Annotated in this window: 17 protein-coding genes; 7 read left to right on the forward strand and 10 right to left on the reverse strand. The window is 71.3% G+C overall.

What is annotated here, in order from left to right; all coding sequences use genetic code 11:
- The first annotated feature begins 26 nt into the window (after positions 1 to 26).
- The 4 genes from BMW85_RS26645 (at position 27) to BMW85_RS26660 (ending at position 3,253) form a co-directional block, all read left to right on the forward strand.
- A complete protein-coding gene (locus BMW85_RS26645; protein ID WP_091086548.1) occupies positions 27 to 881 on the forward strand; it encodes a TatD family hydrolase in 855 nt (284 codons plus the stop codon).
- 105 nt (positions 882 to 986) lie between these two features.
- Complete coding sequence (gene narJ, locus BMW85_RS26650; protein ID WP_143082413.1) at positions 987 to 1,907, forward strand: nitrate reductase molybdenum cofactor assembly chaperone; 921 nt, start codon at positions 987 to 989, stop codon at positions 1,905 to 1,907.
- A complete protein-coding gene (gene narI, locus BMW85_RS26655) occupies positions 1,904 to 2,584 on the forward strand; it encodes a respiratory nitrate reductase subunit gamma (RefSeq protein ID WP_091086553.1) in 681 nt (226 codons plus the stop codon). The genes narJ and narI overlap by 4 nt, the downstream gene beginning before the upstream one ends.
- Positions 2,585 to 2,632: 48 nt before the next feature.
- The gene (locus BMW85_RS26660) at positions 2,633 to 3,253 is read left to right on the forward strand and encodes a phosphotransferase (RefSeq protein ID WP_091086555.1); all 621 of its coding nucleotides are present in this window, start codon (positions 2,633 to 2,635) and stop codon (positions 3,251 to 3,253) included.
- A gap of 7 nt (positions 3,254 to 3,260) precedes the next feature.
- On the opposite strand, the gene BMW85_RS26665 is transcribed toward BMW85_RS26660, so the two are convergent.
- The 3 genes from BMW85_RS26665 to BMW85_RS26675 form a co-directional block, all read right to left on the reverse strand.
- The gene (locus tag BMW85_RS26665; RefSeq protein ID WP_143082414.1) at positions 3,261 to 3,803 is read right to left on the reverse strand and encodes a DUF305 domain-containing protein; all 543 of its coding nucleotides are present in this window, start codon (positions 3,801 to 3,803) and stop codon (positions 3,261 to 3,263) included.
- 14 nt (positions 3,804 to 3,817) lie between these two features.
- Positions 3,818 to 4,663, reverse strand: coding sequence for a DUF1996 domain-containing protein (locus BMW85_RS26670; protein WP_091086561.1), 846 nt, complete (start codon positions 4,661 to 4,663; stop codon positions 3,818 to 3,820).
- Between the two features lie 191 nt (positions 4,664 to 4,854).
- Positions 4,855 to 6,042 carry an RtcB family protein gene (locus BMW85_RS26675; RefSeq protein ID WP_091086564.1) on the reverse strand — a complete coding sequence of 396 codons (1,188 nt, stop codon included), beginning with the start codon at positions 6,040 to 6,042 and terminating at the stop codon, positions 4,855 to 4,857.
- Positions 6,043 to 6,203: 161 nt separating this feature from the next.
- Between BMW85_RS26675 and BMW85_RS26680 the strand changes: the two genes are divergently transcribed.
- Positions 6,204 to 6,713 (forward strand): peptidase inhibitor family I36 protein, encoded by a 510-nt coding sequence (locus BMW85_RS26680; RefSeq protein ID WP_091086566.1) that lies wholly within the window; start codon positions 6,204 to 6,206, stop codon positions 6,711 to 6,713.
- Here BMW85_RS26680 and BMW85_RS26685 read toward each other — a convergent pair.
- A complete protein-coding gene (locus BMW85_RS26685) occupies positions 6,701 to 8,107 on the reverse strand; it encodes a DHA2 family efflux MFS transporter permease subunit (protein WP_091086568.1) in 1,407 nt (468 codons plus the stop codon). The genes BMW85_RS26680 and BMW85_RS26685 overlap by 13 nt on opposite strands.
- 79 nt (positions 8,108 to 8,186) lie before the next feature.
- Here BMW85_RS26685 and BMW85_RS26690 point away from each other — a divergent pair, with 79 nt between their 5' ends.
- A complete protein-coding gene (locus tag BMW85_RS26690) occupies positions 8,187 to 8,804 on the forward strand; it encodes a TetR/AcrR family transcriptional regulator (RefSeq protein WP_091086571.1) in 618 nt (205 codons plus the stop codon).
- Positions 8,805 to 8,807: 3 nt separating this feature from the next.
- Here the strand turns inward: BMW85_RS26690 and BMW85_RS49750 are convergent, their stop codons facing one another.
- The 6 genes from BMW85_RS49750 to BMW85_RS26720 form a co-directional block, all read right to left on the reverse strand.
- Positions 8,808 to 10,502: a CU044_5270 family protein gene (locus BMW85_RS49750; protein WP_177240901.1), complete on the reverse strand. Its 1,695-nt coding sequence runs from the start codon at positions 10,500 to 10,502 to the stop codon at positions 8,808 to 8,810.
- A 64-nt stretch (positions 10,503 to 10,566) separates the two neighbouring features.
- Positions 10,567 to 11,751 carry an ATP-binding protein gene (locus BMW85_RS26700; protein WP_245775084.1) on the reverse strand — a complete coding sequence of 395 codons (1,185 nt, stop codon included), beginning with the start codon at positions 11,749 to 11,751 and terminating at the stop codon, positions 10,567 to 10,569.
- 87 nt (positions 11,752 to 11,838) lie between these two features.
- Positions 11,839 to 13,308, reverse strand: coding sequence for an AAA family ATPase (locus BMW85_RS26705; protein ID WP_091086574.1), 1,470 nt, complete (start codon positions 13,306 to 13,308; stop codon positions 11,839 to 11,841).
- Between the two features lie 69 nt (positions 13,309 to 13,377).
- Entirely contained in the window at positions 13,378 to 14,118 is a 741-nt protein-coding gene (locus BMW85_RS26710; protein WP_091086576.1) for a succinate dehydrogenase/fumarate reductase iron-sulfur subunit, read from the reverse strand.
- Positions 14,115 to 16,037, reverse strand: coding sequence for a fumarate reductase/succinate dehydrogenase flavoprotein subunit (locus BMW85_RS26715; RefSeq protein WP_091086579.1), 1,923 nt, complete (start codon positions 16,035 to 16,037; stop codon positions 14,115 to 14,117). The genes BMW85_RS26710 and BMW85_RS26715 overlap by 4 nt, the downstream gene beginning before the upstream one ends.
- On the reverse strand, positions 16,034 to 16,666 hold the full coding sequence (locus BMW85_RS26720; RefSeq protein ID WP_245775085.1) for a succinate dehydrogenase cytochrome b subunit: 633 nt from the start codon (positions 16,664 to 16,666) through the stop codon (positions 16,034 to 16,036). Before BMW85_RS26720 ends, BMW85_RS26715 begins: the two co-directional genes overlap by 4 nt.
- 250 nt (positions 16,667 to 16,916) lie before the next feature.
- Between BMW85_RS26720 and BMW85_RS26725 the strand changes: the two genes are divergently transcribed.
- Positions 16,917 to 17,846: a LysR family transcriptional regulator gene (locus tag BMW85_RS26725; protein ID WP_091086583.1), complete on the forward strand. Its 930-nt coding sequence runs from the start codon at positions 16,917 to 16,919 to the stop codon at positions 17,844 to 17,846.
- The last annotated feature ends 17 nt before the right edge of the window (positions 17,847 to 17,863 follow it).

Here is a 17,863-nt window from a genome sequence, read left to right on the forward strand (position 1 = left end):
GTGCGGGGCGCACTAGTTTAGGAGGCGTGAGCAAGCTTCCCGCCCCGCCCGAGCCGCTGCCGGAGCCCGTCTTCGACAGCCACTGCCATCTCGACGTCATGGTGGGCACCCGGCAGGCGTCCTCCGGAGATCCCGTCGCCCAGGCCGCGCAGGCGGCCTCGGCGAGCGTGCGGAGCATTCTGGAGGACGCCCGGTCCGTCGGCGTCACCCGGCTCGTCACGATCGGCTACGACCTCGCCTCCTCCCGCTGGTGCGCCCGGACGGCCGCCGAGCACGAGGACGTCGTCGCGGGCGTCGCCATCCACCCCAACGAGGCGCACGCCGCGACGCCCGAGGCGCTGGCCGAGATCGAGGCGCTGGCCGGGCGGCCCGAGGTGCGGGCCGTGGGGGAGACCGGGCTCGACTACTTCCGCGACTGGGCCAGCAAGGACGACCAGCACGCGAGCTTCCGCGCGCACATCGAGATCGCCAAGCGCACCGGCAAGGCCCTGGTGATCCACGATCGCAACGCGCACGACGACGTGCTCAGGGTGCTGGCGGAGGAGGGCGCGCCGGACAAGGTGGTCTTCCACAGCTACTCCGGTGACGCCGAGATGGCGAAAAAGTGCGCCGACGCCGGATATTTCATGTCTTTTTCCGGGCCGGTGACGTACAAGAACGCCGACCACCTGCGCGCGGCCGCCGCCGCCGCGCCGCTGGAGCTCGTGCTGGTCGAGACCGACGCGCCCTACCTGCCGCCGGTCCCGCACCGGGGCAAGCCCAACGCCCCCTACCTCATCCCGCTCACCCTCCGCTGCCTGGCCGAGGTCAAGGGAGTCCCGCTCGCCGACCTCTGCGCGGCCGTCAACGCCAACGGAGTCAAGGTCTTCGGCGACTGGTGACCATTTTTCGGTGAAGTGGTGGAGACCGGCGCGGCGCCACCGTTAGCGTTCGGGCGGTCACTCTCCGTCGAGTAGGCGGAGGTGGCGCGTGACCGGAGGTGGTACGTGCGTGGCAGAAGGCGCAAGCCGCGCCCGCCGATCCCGTGGCGCTCCCCCTGGACGTTCGTTGTGTGCCTGGCGGGCGGCGCGGTGGTGGCGGCGATCGCGGTCACCTCGGCCATGGCCAAGGACGTGGTCGTGGTCGTGGACGGCAAGCGGACGGCGGTCCGGAGCTTCGCCGCGTCCGTACGTGACGCGCTCGGCGACGCCGGCGTGGCACTCGGCTACGGCGACGTGGTGCGCCCGCCCGCCCAGCAGCCGCTCGCCGACGGGGCCACGATCGAGGTGCGCCGCGCCCGCCCCATCAAGCTGACGCTCGACGGCCGCACCAGCGAGCATCTGGTCACCAGCACCGACGTGGCCGGCGCCCTCGCCGAGCTGGCCATCCCCGCCGCCGCCGGCCAGGTCTCCGCGCCCCCCGACGAGGCCGTGCCGCTGTCCGGGATGGCGCTGACCGTCTACACCCGGCGCAAGGTGTACGTGGTCGCCGGGGCCACCCGCCTGGTCGCCCGCACCACCGCCAGGACCGTGCGCGAGGTGCTGCGGCAGGAGCGCGTCGACCTCGGCCACGGCTACCTGACCTACTACGCCGACGGCGACACCCGCCGCCGGGGCGCGTCGCTGGCCGCGCTGAAGCGCCGCTACCGGGCCGCCGGGTGGGAGCTGATGGAGGACGAGCTGCCCGACTTCCTGCCGGTGGTGCTGGAGTTCGCCGCGCTCGACGCGACGGGGGCGGAGGTGCTGCGGGAGCACCGGGTGGGGCTGGAGCTGCTGCGGGCGGCGCTGGAGCGGCGCGGGTCGCCGTACGCGCTGGTGGTCGGGGCCGTGTGCGGCACGCTGCCGCCCGCGACCGCGGAGCAGCGGGCGGAGGTGCGGCGGCTGGCGGCCGGCGGGCCGCCGGCCGAGAGCGTCGGGAGGCAGACATGAACGGGGGCGAGAGCCTGCTCTGGATCGTGGCGCCCTACGTCACCGCGGTGATCTTCATCGGCGGGCTGATCTGGCGCTACCGCTACGACCAGTTCGGCTGGACCACCCGCTCCTCCCAGCTCTACGAGCGGCGGCTGCTCCGGGTGGCGAGCCCGCTGTTCCACTACGCGCTGATCTTCGTGATCATCGGCCACGTCACCGGCCTGCTCATCCCGCTGACCTGGACCGACGCGATCGGCGTGAGCAACGCCACCTATCACGCGAACGCCCTGGTCTGGGGCGGGATCGCCGGGGTGGCCACGCTCGTGGGGCTGGTCCTGCTGATCTACCGGCGGCGTACGCGGGGGCCGGTGTTCCTCGCGACGACGGCCAACGACAAAACGATGTACGTGGTGCTCGCGGCGGCGATCGTCACCGGCGTGGTGACGACGGTCGCGGGGTACGCGCCGAGCGAGGAGAGCTACCGGACGACGGTCGCGCCGTGGTTTCGCGGGGTGCTCACGTTCCGTCCCGACACGACCGCGATGGGTGGGGCGAACGGTCTTTACAAACTGCACACGGTCGTGGGGATGGGACTGGTCGTACTCTTCCCGTTCAGCCGCTTGGTCCACGCACTTTCCGCCCCTGTGGGGTATTTGTTCCGTCCTTACATCGTGTATCGGAGCCGGGCGAGGTAGCGTGGCGCGGGTCCCGGGAGGGGTCCGGGTACGCCAGAATCGTCCCTTGTGAAGCACGGGTACACCAACAGCACATTCGGCGACGGCGCCCTGGTCGTGAAGTGCTACCAGGGCCCCGAGGCGGCGTTCAGGCTGAGCACGGAGAGCAGATACCTGCGCCGCCTGCGCGGCCGCATCCCGGTCCCGCGCGTTCACAAGATCACCGCCGACAGCCTGACCACCCGCTTCGTCTCCGGCGAGCACGGCCAGGACCTCCTGGACGACGGCCACGCCGTCGAGGTGCTCACCGAGTGCGGCCGGATCCTCGGCGGCATCCACCGCCTGGGGATCGTGCACGGCGACTACGGCCCCCAGAACATGCTCTTCGACCCGGCCACCTTCCGCACCACCGCGATCCTCGACTGGGAGTGGGCGCACCCGGGCCGGCCGGTCGAGGACCTCGCCTGGTGCGAGTGGATCATCCGCAGCCACCACCCCGAGCACGTGCCCCTGCTGGAGCACTTCTTCGCCGCCTACGACGGGCTCGTCCCCGACTGGACGGAGCGGCAGGCGGCCATGGTGGCACGCTGCCGGGCGCTGCTGGACTTCTGCGCGCGATGGGAGCCGGGCGGCGACGGCGAGAAACTGTGGCTCCACCGCCTCGACACCACCACCGCCTGGTCGGAGTGACCCCCTCTCACCCCGCAGCGGCCAGCCGGGCCAGCTCGGCCTCGTGCGCGCGGGCCATCGTGGTGGCCAGCCCCCGCACCTCCTCGGACGCCCCCGAACGCCGCTCCCCCTCGGCGACCAGCACGAGCTGATCGAGGTACGCCCGCACCAGCGGGACGAACCGCCGGTCGAACCCTTTACCCCGTAGCCCCCGCAGCGCCTTCAGATCGTCGGCGGTCGGCATACCAGGCATGTCATGCCCGGCATGCGGATTCTCCACCGAACCCGCTCCGGTTCGCACGAGCAGCGCCCGCAGCCGCTCCCGCCCCTCCTCGTGCTCCTTCGCCAGCCGTTCCGCCAGCTCCACGAGCGCGGGAGCGGCGGAACGGCCGGGTGCGAGCGCGAGCATCGGCAACGCCCGCGTGTGCAGCGCCTCGGCGAGCTGCAACCAGGCGAGGTCGGTGGCGTTGAAGGGTGAGCCGGAGCTCGCCACCGTACCGGCTGTGGCGCCGCAGCCACCGACCAGCAGCAGCGACAGCACGCACACCACCGACACCCACGCCCTCACCATGAGGAACACGGCACCTAGACCGGCCGCCCGTCCGCGCCGCACTTCACGACCGGACGGATGCAGTCACGCACCCGGCGCTCCATCTCCGCCTGCGGCCAGGCGTTGAAGAAGTCGCCGTGCATCGTGTACCCGCCGCCGGAAGCCAGCCGGAAGTGCGACGGGTCGCCACTGACCGGATAGCGGATGACCTGCCGCAACTTCGGCACCGGCACCGGATGCGTGCTCGGGCACGCCCCCGCCACCGGGTACGCCATGTGGCTCTTGTGGTCGGCGGAGTCGAGGTCCCGCCCGTTCCAGCACTGCGGGAAGTCCAGGTACGACTCCAGCATCGTCCCACTCGGGCACGTCACGAAGTCCTTGGACGGCGGCACCTGCCCGGCGTGCAGGCACGACCACCGCGCGATGGACGACCCGTCCCCCGGCCCGGTCGCCTTGGCGTTCCCGGCGACGATCCGCAGCCCCAGCGGGAGGGGCTGCGTCTGCGCGACGATGTCGTCCCGGACGCCCTCCCCCAGGTAGTAGAACGTGATGATGGCCGGCTCGACCGGCGCTCCGTCCCGGTAGAAGGTCGGCACCCAGTACGACGACTTGTCCACGGCCGGGTTGCAGTTGGTCCCGCCGTTCTGCAGGTCGGCGAGCGTGGTGTAGGCGTTGGTGACCCGGCTGCCGAAGAAGCTGTGCATGTGCGAGGCCCCGGGCAGCCCGGGGAAGACGATCGGATCGTCCGGCAGCCGATGGCTGAACGGGCAGTCGGCGAGGAACTCCGCGACCCGGACGACCTGCGCGTCCGCCGGCCGCGGGGCGACGGCGAACGTGGCGAGCAGCACGGACAGGAGGGCGAGCAGTCGCGTGACACGCATGGCGGCTCCCTTGGGGGGTGGGCGGCGATCGCTTCGAGAGAGCGCTCCCTTGACACGAAGACTGCTCGCCCACTTGACCGCTGTCAAGGTTCTGGTTAACCCTTCCGAAAACCGCGCACGCATCAGCGGTGCGACCCTCGACCGGCCCACCCCCTAGAGGGAGCGCTCTCTCAAACGAAGGACGGCCCGGGTCAGCCCTTGATGCAGATGAGCTGGCGCAGGTGGGCGACGACCTGGACCAGGTCGGTCTGGGCCGCCATCACCGACTCCAGGTCCTTGTAAGCCCCCGGGATCTCGTCCAGCACCCCCGCGTCCTTCCTGCACTCCACCCCGAACGTCTGCTCCTGCAGGTCCTTCAGGGTGAACGTCTTCTTCGCCTTGTTCCTGCTCATCTTCCGGCCGGCCCCGTGCGAGGCTGAGTTGTACGCCAGCCCGTTCCCCAGTCCCTTGACGATGTACGTCCCGGTGGCCATCGAGCCCGGGATGATGCCGAGGTCGCCCGCGCCGGCCCGGATCGCGCCCTTGCGGGTGACGAGCACGTCCGCGCCCTCGTAGCGCTCCTCCGCCACGTAGTTGTGGTGGCAGGAGATCGGCTGGTCGAAGGTGATGCCGGGCAGGTGGCGGCGGAGGACGTCGCAGACCAGGCCCATCATGAGCGCCCGGTTGCGGCGGGCGTAGTCCTGGGCCCAGTAGAGGTCGCGGCGGTAGGCGTCCATCTCCGGCGTGCCGCCGAGGAAGACCGCGAGGTCGCGGTCCACCAGGTCCTGGTTGTGCGACAGGCCGCGGGCGACGCCGATGTGGTGCTCGGCCAGCTCCTTGCCGATGTTGCGGGAGCCGGAGTGGAGGACGACCCAGACGGTGCCCTCGTCGTCGGCGCAGATCTCCAGGAAGTGGTTGCCGCCGCCGAGGGTGCCCATCTGCGCCTCGGCCCGCTCGCGGCGGGCTCGCACCGCCGGGGCGAGGTCGTCGAAGCTCTTCCAGAACTCGGCCCAGCCGGCCGTACGCATCCCGAAGATCTTGCCGGGGTCGACCGGGCGCTTGTGGTGCGCGAAGCCGACCGGCACCGCCTGCTCCAGCTTCCCGCGCAGGTAGGGGAGGTTGTCCGGGAGCCGCGACGCCTTGTACGAGGTCTTGACCGCGCTCATCCCGCAGCCGATGTCCACGCCGACGGCGGCCGGGGAGACGGCCTCGCGCATGGCGATGACCGACCCGACGGTCGCGCCCTTGCCGTGGTGGACGTCGGGCATGACGGCGACACCGTGGACCCAGGGGAGGTTCGCGACGTTGCGTAGCTGCTGCATCGCCTGGGGATCGACGGCCTCTGGCTCCGCCCACATCCTGAGCGGATGCTTGGTCCCGGTCACCTCGTGGTACGTCATCGTGTCGCCTCCTCTCGCAGGTCCAACATGGAACGCGATCTATCAGGCCAGACATCCCATACCCGCCGCAACCGAATTAGCCGCGGTCAACAGGGACTCAACACCGGCTCAACAGCCGGCTGCCTACGTTCCTCTCGTCCACCACGCCGAGAGGATCCGACATGAACAAGAACCGCCGCCACCTCGCCACGGCACTCAGGACGGCCGGCGTCGCCGCCGGCGCCGCGATCATCGTTTTCGGCGCGCTGCCCGCCCAGGCGGCCACCGCCGACAGCGCCACGGTCGACGCGTACATGGCCGCGCTGCCCGGCGGGACGCGGGTGAGCAGCAACGAGATCGTCTGGAACGGCGGCGACGTGCGCGTGGTGCTCGGCGCGACCGTCAAGGCCTGCCCGAAGGGCTACTACTGCGTGTACGAGCACCAGTACTGGCGCGGCGCCATGGGGGCGTGGCGCGCCTCGGCCAAGAACTGCAAGAAGTTCGAGTTCACGAAGCCCTGGCGGGACCGGGTCTCGTCGTTCTGGGCGCGCGGCACCTGCCCTGACGACAACTACTTCCTGAAGAACAAGAAGAAGTTCCAGCCCGACCCGTTCGAGCCGCTGGTCGGCAAGAAGGCGTACGTCCGCTTCAACGACGCCTACGACTACGCGGCGCGCGGCTACACGAGCTGACCGTCGGCGGGGACGGCGGAAGGGCGGCCGGGCAGGAGCGGGACGGCGGCCAGGACGAGTGCGATCATGACGACGGAGAGCCAGGCGACGCGGTGGAAGCCGGTCATCGCGTCGCCGGCGGTCTGCAGGACGAGCGTGACGAGGGCGACGCCGAGGGCCGCGCCGAGCTGGTTGAGCATGTAGAGCACGGAGCTGCCCTGCGCCACGAGCGGCGCGGGCAGCGTCCGGTAGAGGGAGCCCATCGTCGGCGCGCTGAAGCAGCCGCTCCCGAGGCCGAACGTGAAGGCCGCGAGCACCGGCCACACCTCGGGAGTGTCCGCTCCGACCTGGGTGAGGGCGAACGCGCTGAGCATGGCCCCAATCGCGCCGGCCGTGGCCAGGCCGCGCGCGCCGATCCGGTCGGACAGCCGCCCGGCCAGCGGCATGGCGAGCGAGCCGCCGAGCCCGATCGGGGTCATGAGCAGCCCGGCGGCGAGCACGCCGTGGCCGTGGGCCTGCTGGTAGTACAACGGCAGGGCGAACAGCGCGGCGTACAGGCCGAGACCGCCGATCCCCATGATCGCGACGCTCGCGCTGAACCCCCGCCCGGCGAACAACCGCAACTCGATCAGCGGCGCGGCCGTCCGCCGGGCGTGCAGCCCGTAGCCGAGCAGCAGCGCGGCCCCGAGCGCGAGCGGCAGCAGCGCCTGCCAGGCCGCGAAGCCGCCCTGCTCGGCGGTCTGCGACAGCGCCAGCACGACCGCCGCGAAGCCCGGGGCGAGCAGCGCCAGCCCGAGCACGTCGAGCCGCCCCGCCGCCGCACCCGACTGAGCATCGTCGGCGGGGAGCACCCGCCGCGCCAGCACGTACGCGACCGCTGCCAGCAGCACGCTGAGCAGGAACATCCACCGCCACGACAGCCCGTCCAGCACCACTCCGCCCGCGATCGGCCCCAGGACGGGACCGAGGGACAGGACCACGCCCATCAGCCCCATAACCCGCCCGGCCCGGTGCGGTCCGGCGGCGCGGGCCAGCAGGATCAGCACGAGCGGGTCGAGCAGCCCGGCGCCGAACCCCTGGAGCACGCGGAAGGCGATCAGCGCGCCGACGTCCCAGGCCAGCCCGGCCCCGAGCGAGCCGGCCGCGAACAGCGCCAGCCCGGCCAGCCACAGCCTCCGCCCGCCGAACCGGTCGACGGCCCAGGTCGCGAACGGGATCGTCGCGGTCACCGCCAGCAGGAATCCGGTGGACGTCCAGCCGACCGTGCTGAGCGACGTACCGAAGATCCGCGCGAAAGTGCCGGTGGCGACGGCGGCCATCGTGCTGTTGAGGATGCCCAGCAGGCCGCCGAGCAGCACGACGCCGATCAGGGCGAGCAGCCGGCCGTCCAGGCGGTCGGCAGAATTTGAACTCATGGGTTCAACATAGTGATCTAATGCGTATGCATGCAACAGCCCGGTCCATTGAGTTGAACCGGGCAGTACAATCAGCGCTATGGGCAGCACCACGCGGGGCCGGATCGACAAGCGGCAGGCGATCCTGGAGGGGGCGTTCACGGTGTTCGCCCGCCAGGGCTACGCGCAGGCCTGCGTCCAGGAGATCGCCGCCGAGGCGGGCGTGGCCAAGCCGACGGTCTACAACCACCTGACCGACAAGGCCACGCTGTTCAGGCACGCGATGAAGGCGAGCGCCCGCACGGCGCTGGAGGAGCGGCTGGCCGCGCTGGAGCCGCTGGCGCAGCCGGGGGACGACCTCGCCGCCGTGCTGACGGACGTCGGCCACGCACTGCTGCGCCTGCACGCCGGCGGGCGCTGGTGCGCGCTGCGCCGCCTCCTCTACGCCGAGATCACCCACTTCCCCGACCTGCTGGAGATCACCGACCAGTACGGCCCCGACCGGCTCAACCAGGCGCTCGCCGACCGGCTGGCCAGGCTCACGCTCGCCGGCCGGCTGCGCGCCGCCGATCCCGACCTGGCCGCCGAGCAGTTCACGTCCCTGCTGCTCGGGCCCCTGGAGGCCAGGACCCGGCTCGGCACCCGCGACCTGGAGGACGCCGAGCTGCGCGAGCTGGCCGAGTCGGCCGTGCGGACGTTCCTCATCGCCTGGGGGTGAGGGTCAGCGGCGCGGCGCGGTGTCCGTCCAGCCCGCCTCAAGCACGGCGACCGAGCTGAACACCGAGCCGGGCTCCAGACCCGCCTGGAGCCCGCCGGGCTCGACCACGACGTTCTCGTTGGCGAGCCCGCGGCCGGTCGCCTCGTCGAAGACCAGCCGGTTGCGCAGCACCGCGCCGCCCTTCACCCGTTCCTCGATCGAGACGGCGGTGCCGGTGCGGCCCTCGGCGTCCGTGACGTCCTCGGTGACCTCGACCGTGTCCAGCCCGGCCAGCATCCGGAACGCCGCGCCGCGCACCTGCGGCGTCACCGGCATGTCGTTGATCAGCCCGGCGCTGACCTTGAACAGCCACACGTCCGAGGCCATCGGCACGCCGGCCGACTCGGTGTCGTGCCCCTCGTACGAGCGCAGCAGCCACGCGCGCAGCGCCTCCGGCTCGTCCGGCAGCCCGCGCAGGTCCTTCATCGTGACGTTGCGGCCCAGCCAGAACACCTTGTCCCCGTCCACGAGCGGACTGTGGTCGGCCCTGACCTTCCCCGGAGCGGCCGGCATCGAGAGCGACCCCCGCTTGCCCGGCATCTTGATCTCGAACTCGGCCGGCGACCCGGCCGCCTCCCACGCCTGACGGTCCGCCTCGGTGGCGGGCGCGGCGCCGAGTGACCGGCCGCGGCTCCACTGCTCGCCCCCCGGCGCCCGGGGTGTCCACATCTCGTCGCGGCTGCGCGACTCGACCCGGTAGCCGCCGCCGGCCACGGCGAACAGGGTGCGGCTCACGGTGGCGGTGTGCCACCAGTCGCCCGTGGCCTCGGCCTGCCGGCCGGCGTTCGCGGCGGCGGCGAGCAGCACCTCCCGCGCCGACAGGTGCGTCTTCCGCGTCACGGCGGTCCCGTTCTCCGTGACGGCCGGCGAGTGCCCCGTCTCCGCGACGGCGGGCGCCCGCGGCGGTGGGGTCGCGCCGCCGCCCGGCAGGACGACCGCCGCCGCCGTGACGGCCGCCGCCGCTCCCCCGGCCAGCGCCAGCCCCCACGCGGGGCGGAAGGCCGGGCGTCGCCGCCGCTCCCCCTGGCGCGGCCGGGACATCGCGTACGCCAGCTCGGCCGCCCGCGTGCGCTCGTCCACCGGACGGTCGCCGAGATGGGCGGGCCGGGCGGCCCTGAGCTCGTCGATCGGGTTCATGACCACTCCTGACTGAGGTTCCGTACGGGGGGGCAGGGGCGCTGGTGCGGGATGCTGGACGGCACGCTCCAGCCGTTTTCGGGCCCGGTGCAGGCGCACCCGGAAGGCCGCCGACGAGCAGCCCACGACCCGGGCCGCCTCCTTCGGCGACAACCCCTGCCAGGCCACCAGCAGCAGGATCTCCCTGTCGTCGTCGGACAGCTCGGCCAGCGCCCGCAGCACGCCCAGGCGCTCGGTCACCTGCTCGGCCACGTCCCCTTCGGCCCAGGAGCGCAGCTCGGCCGCCAGCGCCTCCCTGCGGGCCTCGGCCCGTACGTTGTCGCGCAGGACGTTCCTCGCCACGCCGAGCAGCCACGGCAACGCCGGCTCCGGCACGTCGCCGAACCGCCGCCAGGCGATCGCGAACGTCTCGCTCACCACCTCGTCGGCCACCTGCCGGCCCGCGCGGCTGACCACGTAGGCCCAGACGCGTTGCCGGCATTCGTCGTACATGCCGGTGAACCGGTCCGCATCATCCGCCACCGCCCAGCCCCTTCGTTCGGATGCGTTCCACTGACACCACGAAGTGGTCCGGACGGCCCCTTTGTTACACCCCGCCCGTCACGCCGGGCACGACAACCGGGTCACCGCAGCCCGCGACGGCGGCCAGATCGACCAGCAGGACGTCTCCTCTGCGCCGCGCCAGGTCCACGAGGTCCGGCTGGAACCCCTCCATCGAGAACAGCGCCAGCAGCGCCTTCCCAGCGTCGTGCCCCTGCTCGGCCAGCAGCGCCTTCAGCCGGTCGAGCCGGTCGAGGTCCCCGACGCTCCGGCGGAGCAGCGTGGCCTTCGCCTCCCCCACAAGGGCGATCTCGGCCCGCCCCGCCCGCTTGTCGAGGGCGACGACGTCGATCTCGTGTTTGGCCTGCCCCTTACGGTCGTTCACGACGGTCGAGGTCACCAGACCGGCGTGCCCCCGCAGGGCGGGATCGGCCCGCGCCCTGAGCCAGGATCTGGCGCAGCTCTCGAAGTGCGGCCCCAGGACGCGGGCGACGAACGTGGGCCGGGACCGGCGCCAGGCCTCCGCCGACTGCCCGGTCTCGACGAGATCGCGCTGCGCCACGGTGATGAGGTTGTGGAACCGGATGACGGGGTCGGCCACAGTGATCATCGGCCGCCGTTCCCACAGGGGGTCGGTGTCGTAACGCAGGTGGCCGGCGCTTGTCAGCGCCTCCAGGGGACGTGTCAGTGACGAGCGCTGCTGCTCCAGCAACCCGCCGATCTTCGAGGGGCTGGTGGCGCCGTTCGCCACCGCGTTGATGATGGCGTAGTGCAGAGCGCTGCCGGTGAACTTGGGGTCCTCCCGCAGGAGGTACTCCGCCTCGCTGCCGGAGAACAACGCCTGCCGCGGGTCCAGCACAGTGGCCGGAGCCCAGACGTCCACCTCGGCCGCGCTCTGTGGCGGATCGACATTGGCGAGATTGCGGTAGCCCGGCGCGCCGCCGAGGATGGCGTGCACCCGCAGGGCCGCCGCCGGGTCGCCGATCTCCCAGTGCCGCGCCGTCGTGCTCAGGTCGAACGGGTGCAGGCGAAGGTCGATCGCTGCCCGCCCGCGCAGTGCCTTCGTCCCGGACAGCAGTTCGTTCATCACGGACATGGCCGATCCGCAGACGATGACGCGGCCGCCGGGCGCACCCTCCTCGGTCTGGGACCGGTCGTAGAGAAGCTGCAGCAGGCCGGGCAGCTCCGGCGAGTGGGCCATCCAGTACGGCAGCTCGTCGATCACGAGCACACCGGGCCCCTCGCCGCCGCTTCGACGGGGACGGATGTCACCTAATTAGTATGCCGGGCGACGTACTAAATAGTCACGGTACGCCGCCTACTCCCCCGTGTACATACGGGCCAGGTCGACCAGTTCCACGTCCGGCCGTCCGCGGGCCAAGTCCGTCAGTTCGGCGGTGAAGCCCGAGCGGGCGAACAGCAGCAGCTTGGGCTGCCGCCCGATCCTGGCGTCGGGGAGCAGCGCCCGCAGATGCTCCAGACGGTGGAGCTGCCCGGCGTCCATGGGCCCGGACGTCGCCTTGGCCTCGCCGATCGCGATGATCCGATCGGCGGCGAAGGAGTCCGACTCGGTGATCACCAGGTCCAGCTCGTGGCCCTGACGATGGGCGCGGCAGGGGATGTCGCTGGGACGTACGGCGGTGGCGATGCCGCCCAGCGTCTCGCTGGAGGCGTGCAGGAAGCACCACTCGCGGGCGAGGTCCTCGAAGTGCGGGCCGTAGATCCTGGAGGCCACCGTGTCGGCGCTGGTCCGCCAGACCCGCTCCGCCCGGCCGGCGACGAGCTCAGGCTCACGGCGCTGAAGGATGAGCTGGTGGAGGCGGACGATCGGCTCGGCGACCTTGAAGACGCTCCGCTTGTCCCGGAGCGCGTCATCGACCTGCTCGACCAGGCCGATGTCGCGAAGACCCTGCAACAGGTGCGCCAGCCCGCCGGAAGGGCGGCCGAGTGCGGCGGCGATCTCGGAACGCCGGTGACTGCCCGCGCTGATGGCGCTCAGCACGGCGGTGTAGGACGTGGGATCGGAGATCGACGGCTCTTCCCGCAGGAGAAGGCCGCCCTCCCGGAACATCGCCGAGGCGGGGTTGAGCAGTCGTCGCCGCACCCAGCGGTCGAAGTCGTCGCGGGCGGCGGGACCCGATCCGCCGCACATCTCGAGATAGGCAGGGGTGCCGCCGACCAGCGCGTGGACCCGGAAGGCCAGCTCCGGATCGTCCGTCAGATTCCAGAAGGACGCGGCGTCGCGAAAGCCGAAGGGCCGTACGACCAGTTCGAGCACGGCCCGGCCGCGCAGGGGCGCGCCGCCGCCGAGCAGCTGAGCCATCGTGGTCAGGGCACTGCCGCAAAGGATCAGCCGGGTACGGGTGCGTTCCTTCGCGTGTCCCGTCGGGCTCAACGCGTGCTGCAGGTAGGACGGCAGCGCGGGGGTCGAGGAGACCAGGTAGGGGAACTCGTCGATGATGACCGGTGTCGCCCGCTCCTCGCCCAGCCGCAGCAGCTCCTCCAGCCCTTCGCGCCAGTCCCGGAACGTCACCGGCTGCCGCAGCCCGCGGTAGGCGGCGTACGCGGAGCCGAGGTCGGCCAGGTTCTGGGCCTCGCTCTGCTGGGTGGCCGCGTACATCATGCCGCCGGTCGCCTCGGCGAGCAGTTCGAGCATGAGGGTCTTGCCCTGGCGACGGCGCCCGTAGACGAGACCCAGCGTGGCGCCGTTAGCCGGGTTGGTGGCGAAGTCGGCGAGCTCTTCCCACTCGGGGTCACGACGGAAGAGACGATCAGGCTTCGGCAGCACGCGCTCTCCAAGGGCGGACGAGAATGATAGCTGCAACTATCATAGTTGCAGCTATCAAAGGCCGCCCGACTACTTGGAGTTGGCCTTCAGGTAGTCCGCGTTCATCTGGGCGATCGTGTCCAGCGGGATGCCCTTCGGACAGACCGCGGTGCACTCGCCGGTGTTCGTGCAGCCGCCGAAGCCCTCGCTGTCCATCTGGTCCACCATGGCCTTGGCGCGGTTCAGCCGCTCGGGCTGGCCCTGGGGCAGCAGGCTCAGGTGGGTGATCTTGGCGGCGGTGAAGAGCGAGGCCGAGCCGTTCGGGCAGGCGGCCACGCAGGCGCCGCAGCCGATGCAGGTGGCCGCGTCGAAGGCGGAGTCGGCGTCCTCCTTGCGCACCGGGACGCTGTGCGCGTCCGGGGCCGAGCCGGCCGGCACCGAGACGAAGCCGCCCGCCTGGATGATGCGGTCGAAGGAGCTGCGGTCCACGACCAGGTCCTTGACGACCGGGAACGGGGCCGCCCGCCACGGCTCGATGGTGATCTCGGCGCCGTCCTCGAAGTGGCGCATGTGGAGCTGGCACGTGGTGGTCGCGCGCTGCTCGCCGTGGGCGACACCGTTGATCACCATGCCGCACATGCCGCAGATGCCCTCGCGGCAGTCGTGGTCGAAGGCGATCGGGTCGTCGCCCTCCAGGATCAGGCGCTCGTTGAGGACGTCGAGCATCTCCAGGAAGGACATGTCCGGGGAGATGTCCTCCACCCGGTACGTCACCATCCGTCCCTTGTCCTGGGGACCGCTCTGACGCCAGACCTTGAGGGTCAGGTTCACTTGTAGCTCCGCTGGGTCATCTTGACGTACTCGTACTCGAGCGGTTCCTTGTGCAGCACCGGGCCGTCCGGGGTGCGCTCCCACGCCGAGACGTGCGCGAACTTCTCGTCGTCGCGCAGGGCCTCGCCGTCGGCGTCCTGCGACTCGGCGCGGAAGTGGCCGCCACAGGACTCGGTGCGGACCAGGGCGTCCAGGCACATGAGCTCGGCCAGGTCGAAGAAGTCGGCCACCCGGCCGGCCCGCTCCAGCACCTGGTTCAGCTCCTCTGCGGTGCCGCTGACCTTGACGTTCTCCCAGAACTCCTGGCGCAGCTCGGGGATGCGCTCCAGGGCCTTGCGCAGCGACTCCTCGGTGCGCTCCATGCCGCAGTAGTCCCACATGAGCTTGCCGAGCTCGCGGTGGAAGGAGTCGGGCGTGCGGGTGCCGTTCACGGCCAGCAGCCGGTCGATCTTCGAGCGGACCTTGATCTCCGCCTCGGCGACCGCCTCCTCGTCCACCTCGCCGAACGGGCCGTCGGCCAGGTAGTCGCCGATGGTGGTCGGCAGCACGAAGTAGCCGTCGGCCAGGCCCTGCATGAGGGCCGAGGCGCCGAGGCGGTTCGCGCCGTGGTCGGAGAAGTTGGCCTCGCCGATGACGAACAGGCCGGGGATCGTGGACTGCAGGTCGTAGTCCACCCACAGGCCGCCCATCGTGTAGTGCACGGCGGGGTAGATGCGCATCGGCACGTCGTACGGGTTCTCGCCGGTGATGCGCTCGTACATCTCGAAGAGGTTGCCGTACTTCTTCTCGACGGCGTCGCGGCCGAGGCGGTCGATGGCGTCACGGAAGTCCAGGTAGACGCCGAGGCCACCGGGGCCGACGCCGCGGCCCTCGTCGCAGACGTTCTTGGCGGCCCGGGAGGCGATGTCGCGGGGCACCAGGTTGCCGAACGCCGGGTAGATGCGCTCCAGGTAGTAGTCGCGCTCGTCCTCGGGGATGTCGCCGGGGGCGCGCTCGTCGTTCTTGCGCAGCGGCACCCAGACGCGGCCGTCGTTGCGCAGCGACTCCGACATCAGGGTCAGCTTCGACTGGTAGTCGCCGGAGACCGGGATGCAGGTCGGGTGGATCTGCGTGTAGCAGGGGTTGGCGAAGTACGCGCCCCGCTCGTGCGCCCGCCAGATGGCGGTGGTGTTGCAGCCCTTGGCGTTCGTGGACAGGAAGAACACGTTGCCGTAGCCGCCGGTGGCGAGCACCACGGCGTCGGCCAGGTGCCGCTCGATCTCGCCGGTCACCATGTCGCGCACGATGACGCCGCGCGCCCGCCCCTCGGAGACGATCACGTCGAGCATCTCGTGCCGGGTGTGCATGGTCACCGTGCCGGCCGCGATCTGCCGCTCCAGCGCCTGGTAGGCGCCCAGCAGGAGCTGCTGGCCCGTCTGGCCGCGGGCGTAGAACGTACGGGAGACCTGCGCGCCGCCGAAGGAGCGGGTGTCGAGCAGGCCGCCGTACTCGCGGGCGAACGGCACGCCCTGCGCCACCGCCTGGTCGATGATGTTCACCGAGACCTGGGCGAGGCGGTAGACGTTGGACTCGCGGGCGCGGAAGTCGCCGCCCTTCACCGTGTCGTAGAAGAGCCGGTAGATCGAGTCGCCGTCGCCGCGGTAGTTCTTGGCGGCGTTGATGCCGCCCTGGGCGGCGATGGAGTGGGCGCGGCGCGGGGAGTCCTGGTAGCAGAAGGACGTGACGTTGTAGCCGAGCTCGCCCAGCGTCGCGGCGGCCGAGCCGCCGGCCAGGCCGGTGCCGACCACGATCACGTCGAGCTTGCGCTTGTTGGCCGGGTTGACCAGGCGGGCGGAGAACTTGCGCTTCTCCCACCGCTCCTCGATGGGCCCGGCGGGCGCCTTGGTGTCCTGGATCGGCGCGCCTTCGGTGTACTTCACTTCACAACTCCGAACGTGATCGCGAGGGGCGGGGCCAGGAAACCGATCACCAGGACGACGGAGACCAGCGCGGCGGTGCCCTTGAGCGCCTTGTAGCGGGCGCGGTTGGCCCAGCCGAGCGTCTGCACGGCGCTCCAGATGCCGTGCCGCAGGTGCAGGCCGACCATGACGACGGCCACGATGTAGATGAGCGTCACCCACCAGCGCGACGGGTCGAACCCGGCGACCATGCGGTCTGCGGGCGCGGAGTCGAAGCCCTTGGGGTTGACGACGCCGAAGGTGAGGTCGAGCAGGTGCCAGACGACGAAGAGCGCGATGGTCAGGCCGCCGAAGCGCATGATGTGCGTGGCGTAGCCGTTCGCCTGCGACTTCTTGGCGACGTACTTGACGGGCCGCGCGTGGCCGGCGCGGCGGGCCAGCGAGATCGCCGCCCACATGTGCGCGAGGACCGAGACGACCAGCACGATCTCGAGGATGGTCAGCGCGGTCCGGTACGGCAGCAGCGGCTCGAACAGCGTGCGCAGCGCGTGCGCGTACTCGTTGAAGGAGTCCTTGCCGAGGAAGATCTTGAGGTTCCCCGCCATGTGGGCGACGAGGAACAGCACCATCACGGCGCCCGTGACGGCCATGACGACTTTCTTGCCGTTCGACGAGCGGAGGAACCCTCCGGGCCGCTTACGCGTTGGAGTGCTCTTGGGAGCGGGTACTGGCGCGGTGGCTGCGCCGCGCTCAATCGTGGCAGTCACACTTTCGAACGGTAGGTACGCAGGTACGATCCGTCCAAGTCATCAACGATCTGGTTTCGATAGCCGTCAGCTATGATGCTGGTAAGGCCGGTCTTTTCATCACCATACGGTCGGCCGGTGCGAGGAAAATCACATGCAGTTGCAACAACTCGCCTACTTCGTGGCCGTCGCCGAGACCAGGCACTTCACCCAGGCCGCCGAGCGCATGCGAGTCGCCCAGCCCTCACTCAGCAAGCAGATCAAGGCCCTGGAGACCGACCTCGGCGCGCCGCTGTTCTCCCGCGCCCGGGGCAACGTCACGCTCACCCCGGCAGGCGAGGCGCTGCTGCCGCTCGCCCGCCGCATGCTCGCCGACGCCGACACCGCCCGGCAGGAGGTCGCCCAGCTCGCCGGGCTGCGCCGGGGCCGGGTGCGGCTCGGGGCCACGCCGTCGCTCTGCGCCGGGCTGCTCGCCGACGCGCTGGCCCGCTTCCACCGGGCCTATCCGGGGATCGAGCTGCTGGTCGAGGAGGGCGGCTCGCGCGACCTGGTGCGGGCGCTGGCCCGCGGGCAGCTCGACCTGTCGCTGATCATCATGCCGTTGCAGAGCGACGACCCGGCCCTCGTGACCGAAGAGATCCTGCGGGAGAACCTCGTGGTCGTCTCGCCCTCGCACGAGCCGACGAGGCGGCCTTACATGGAGATCGGCGAGCTGCGCGGGCGGCCGATGGTGATGTTCCGGCGCGGCTACGACCTGCGCGAGGCGACGCTGGCCGCCTGCCGGCACGCGGGCTTCGAGCCGCGCTTCGCGGTGCAGGGCGGCGAGATGGACGCCGTGCTGCGGTTCGTGGAGGCGGGGCTGGGGGTGGCCGTGGTGCCGTCCATGGTGCTCGACGGCCGGCCGGGGCTGGCCGGCACCCCGCTCGCGCCACCGGGCCTCAGCAGGACGATCGCGCTCGCGCACCGCAAGGACGTCGAGCCGACCACGGCGGCGCAGGCGTTCCGCGGCGTGCTGCTGTCGTTCGTGGTGGAGGCCGGGGTCGAGGGCACGCTTCCGCAAGGGGTGGAGCTCATCGCAGAATGAGCAGCAACGATCCCGAT

Origin of the sequence: Nonomuraea wenchangensis (genome assembly GCF_900111685.1) — a bacterium.
In the GTDB taxonomy this organism is placed as follows: domain Bacteria; phylum Actinomycetota; class Actinomycetes; order Streptosporangiales; family Streptosporangiaceae; genus Nonomuraea; species Nonomuraea wenchangensis.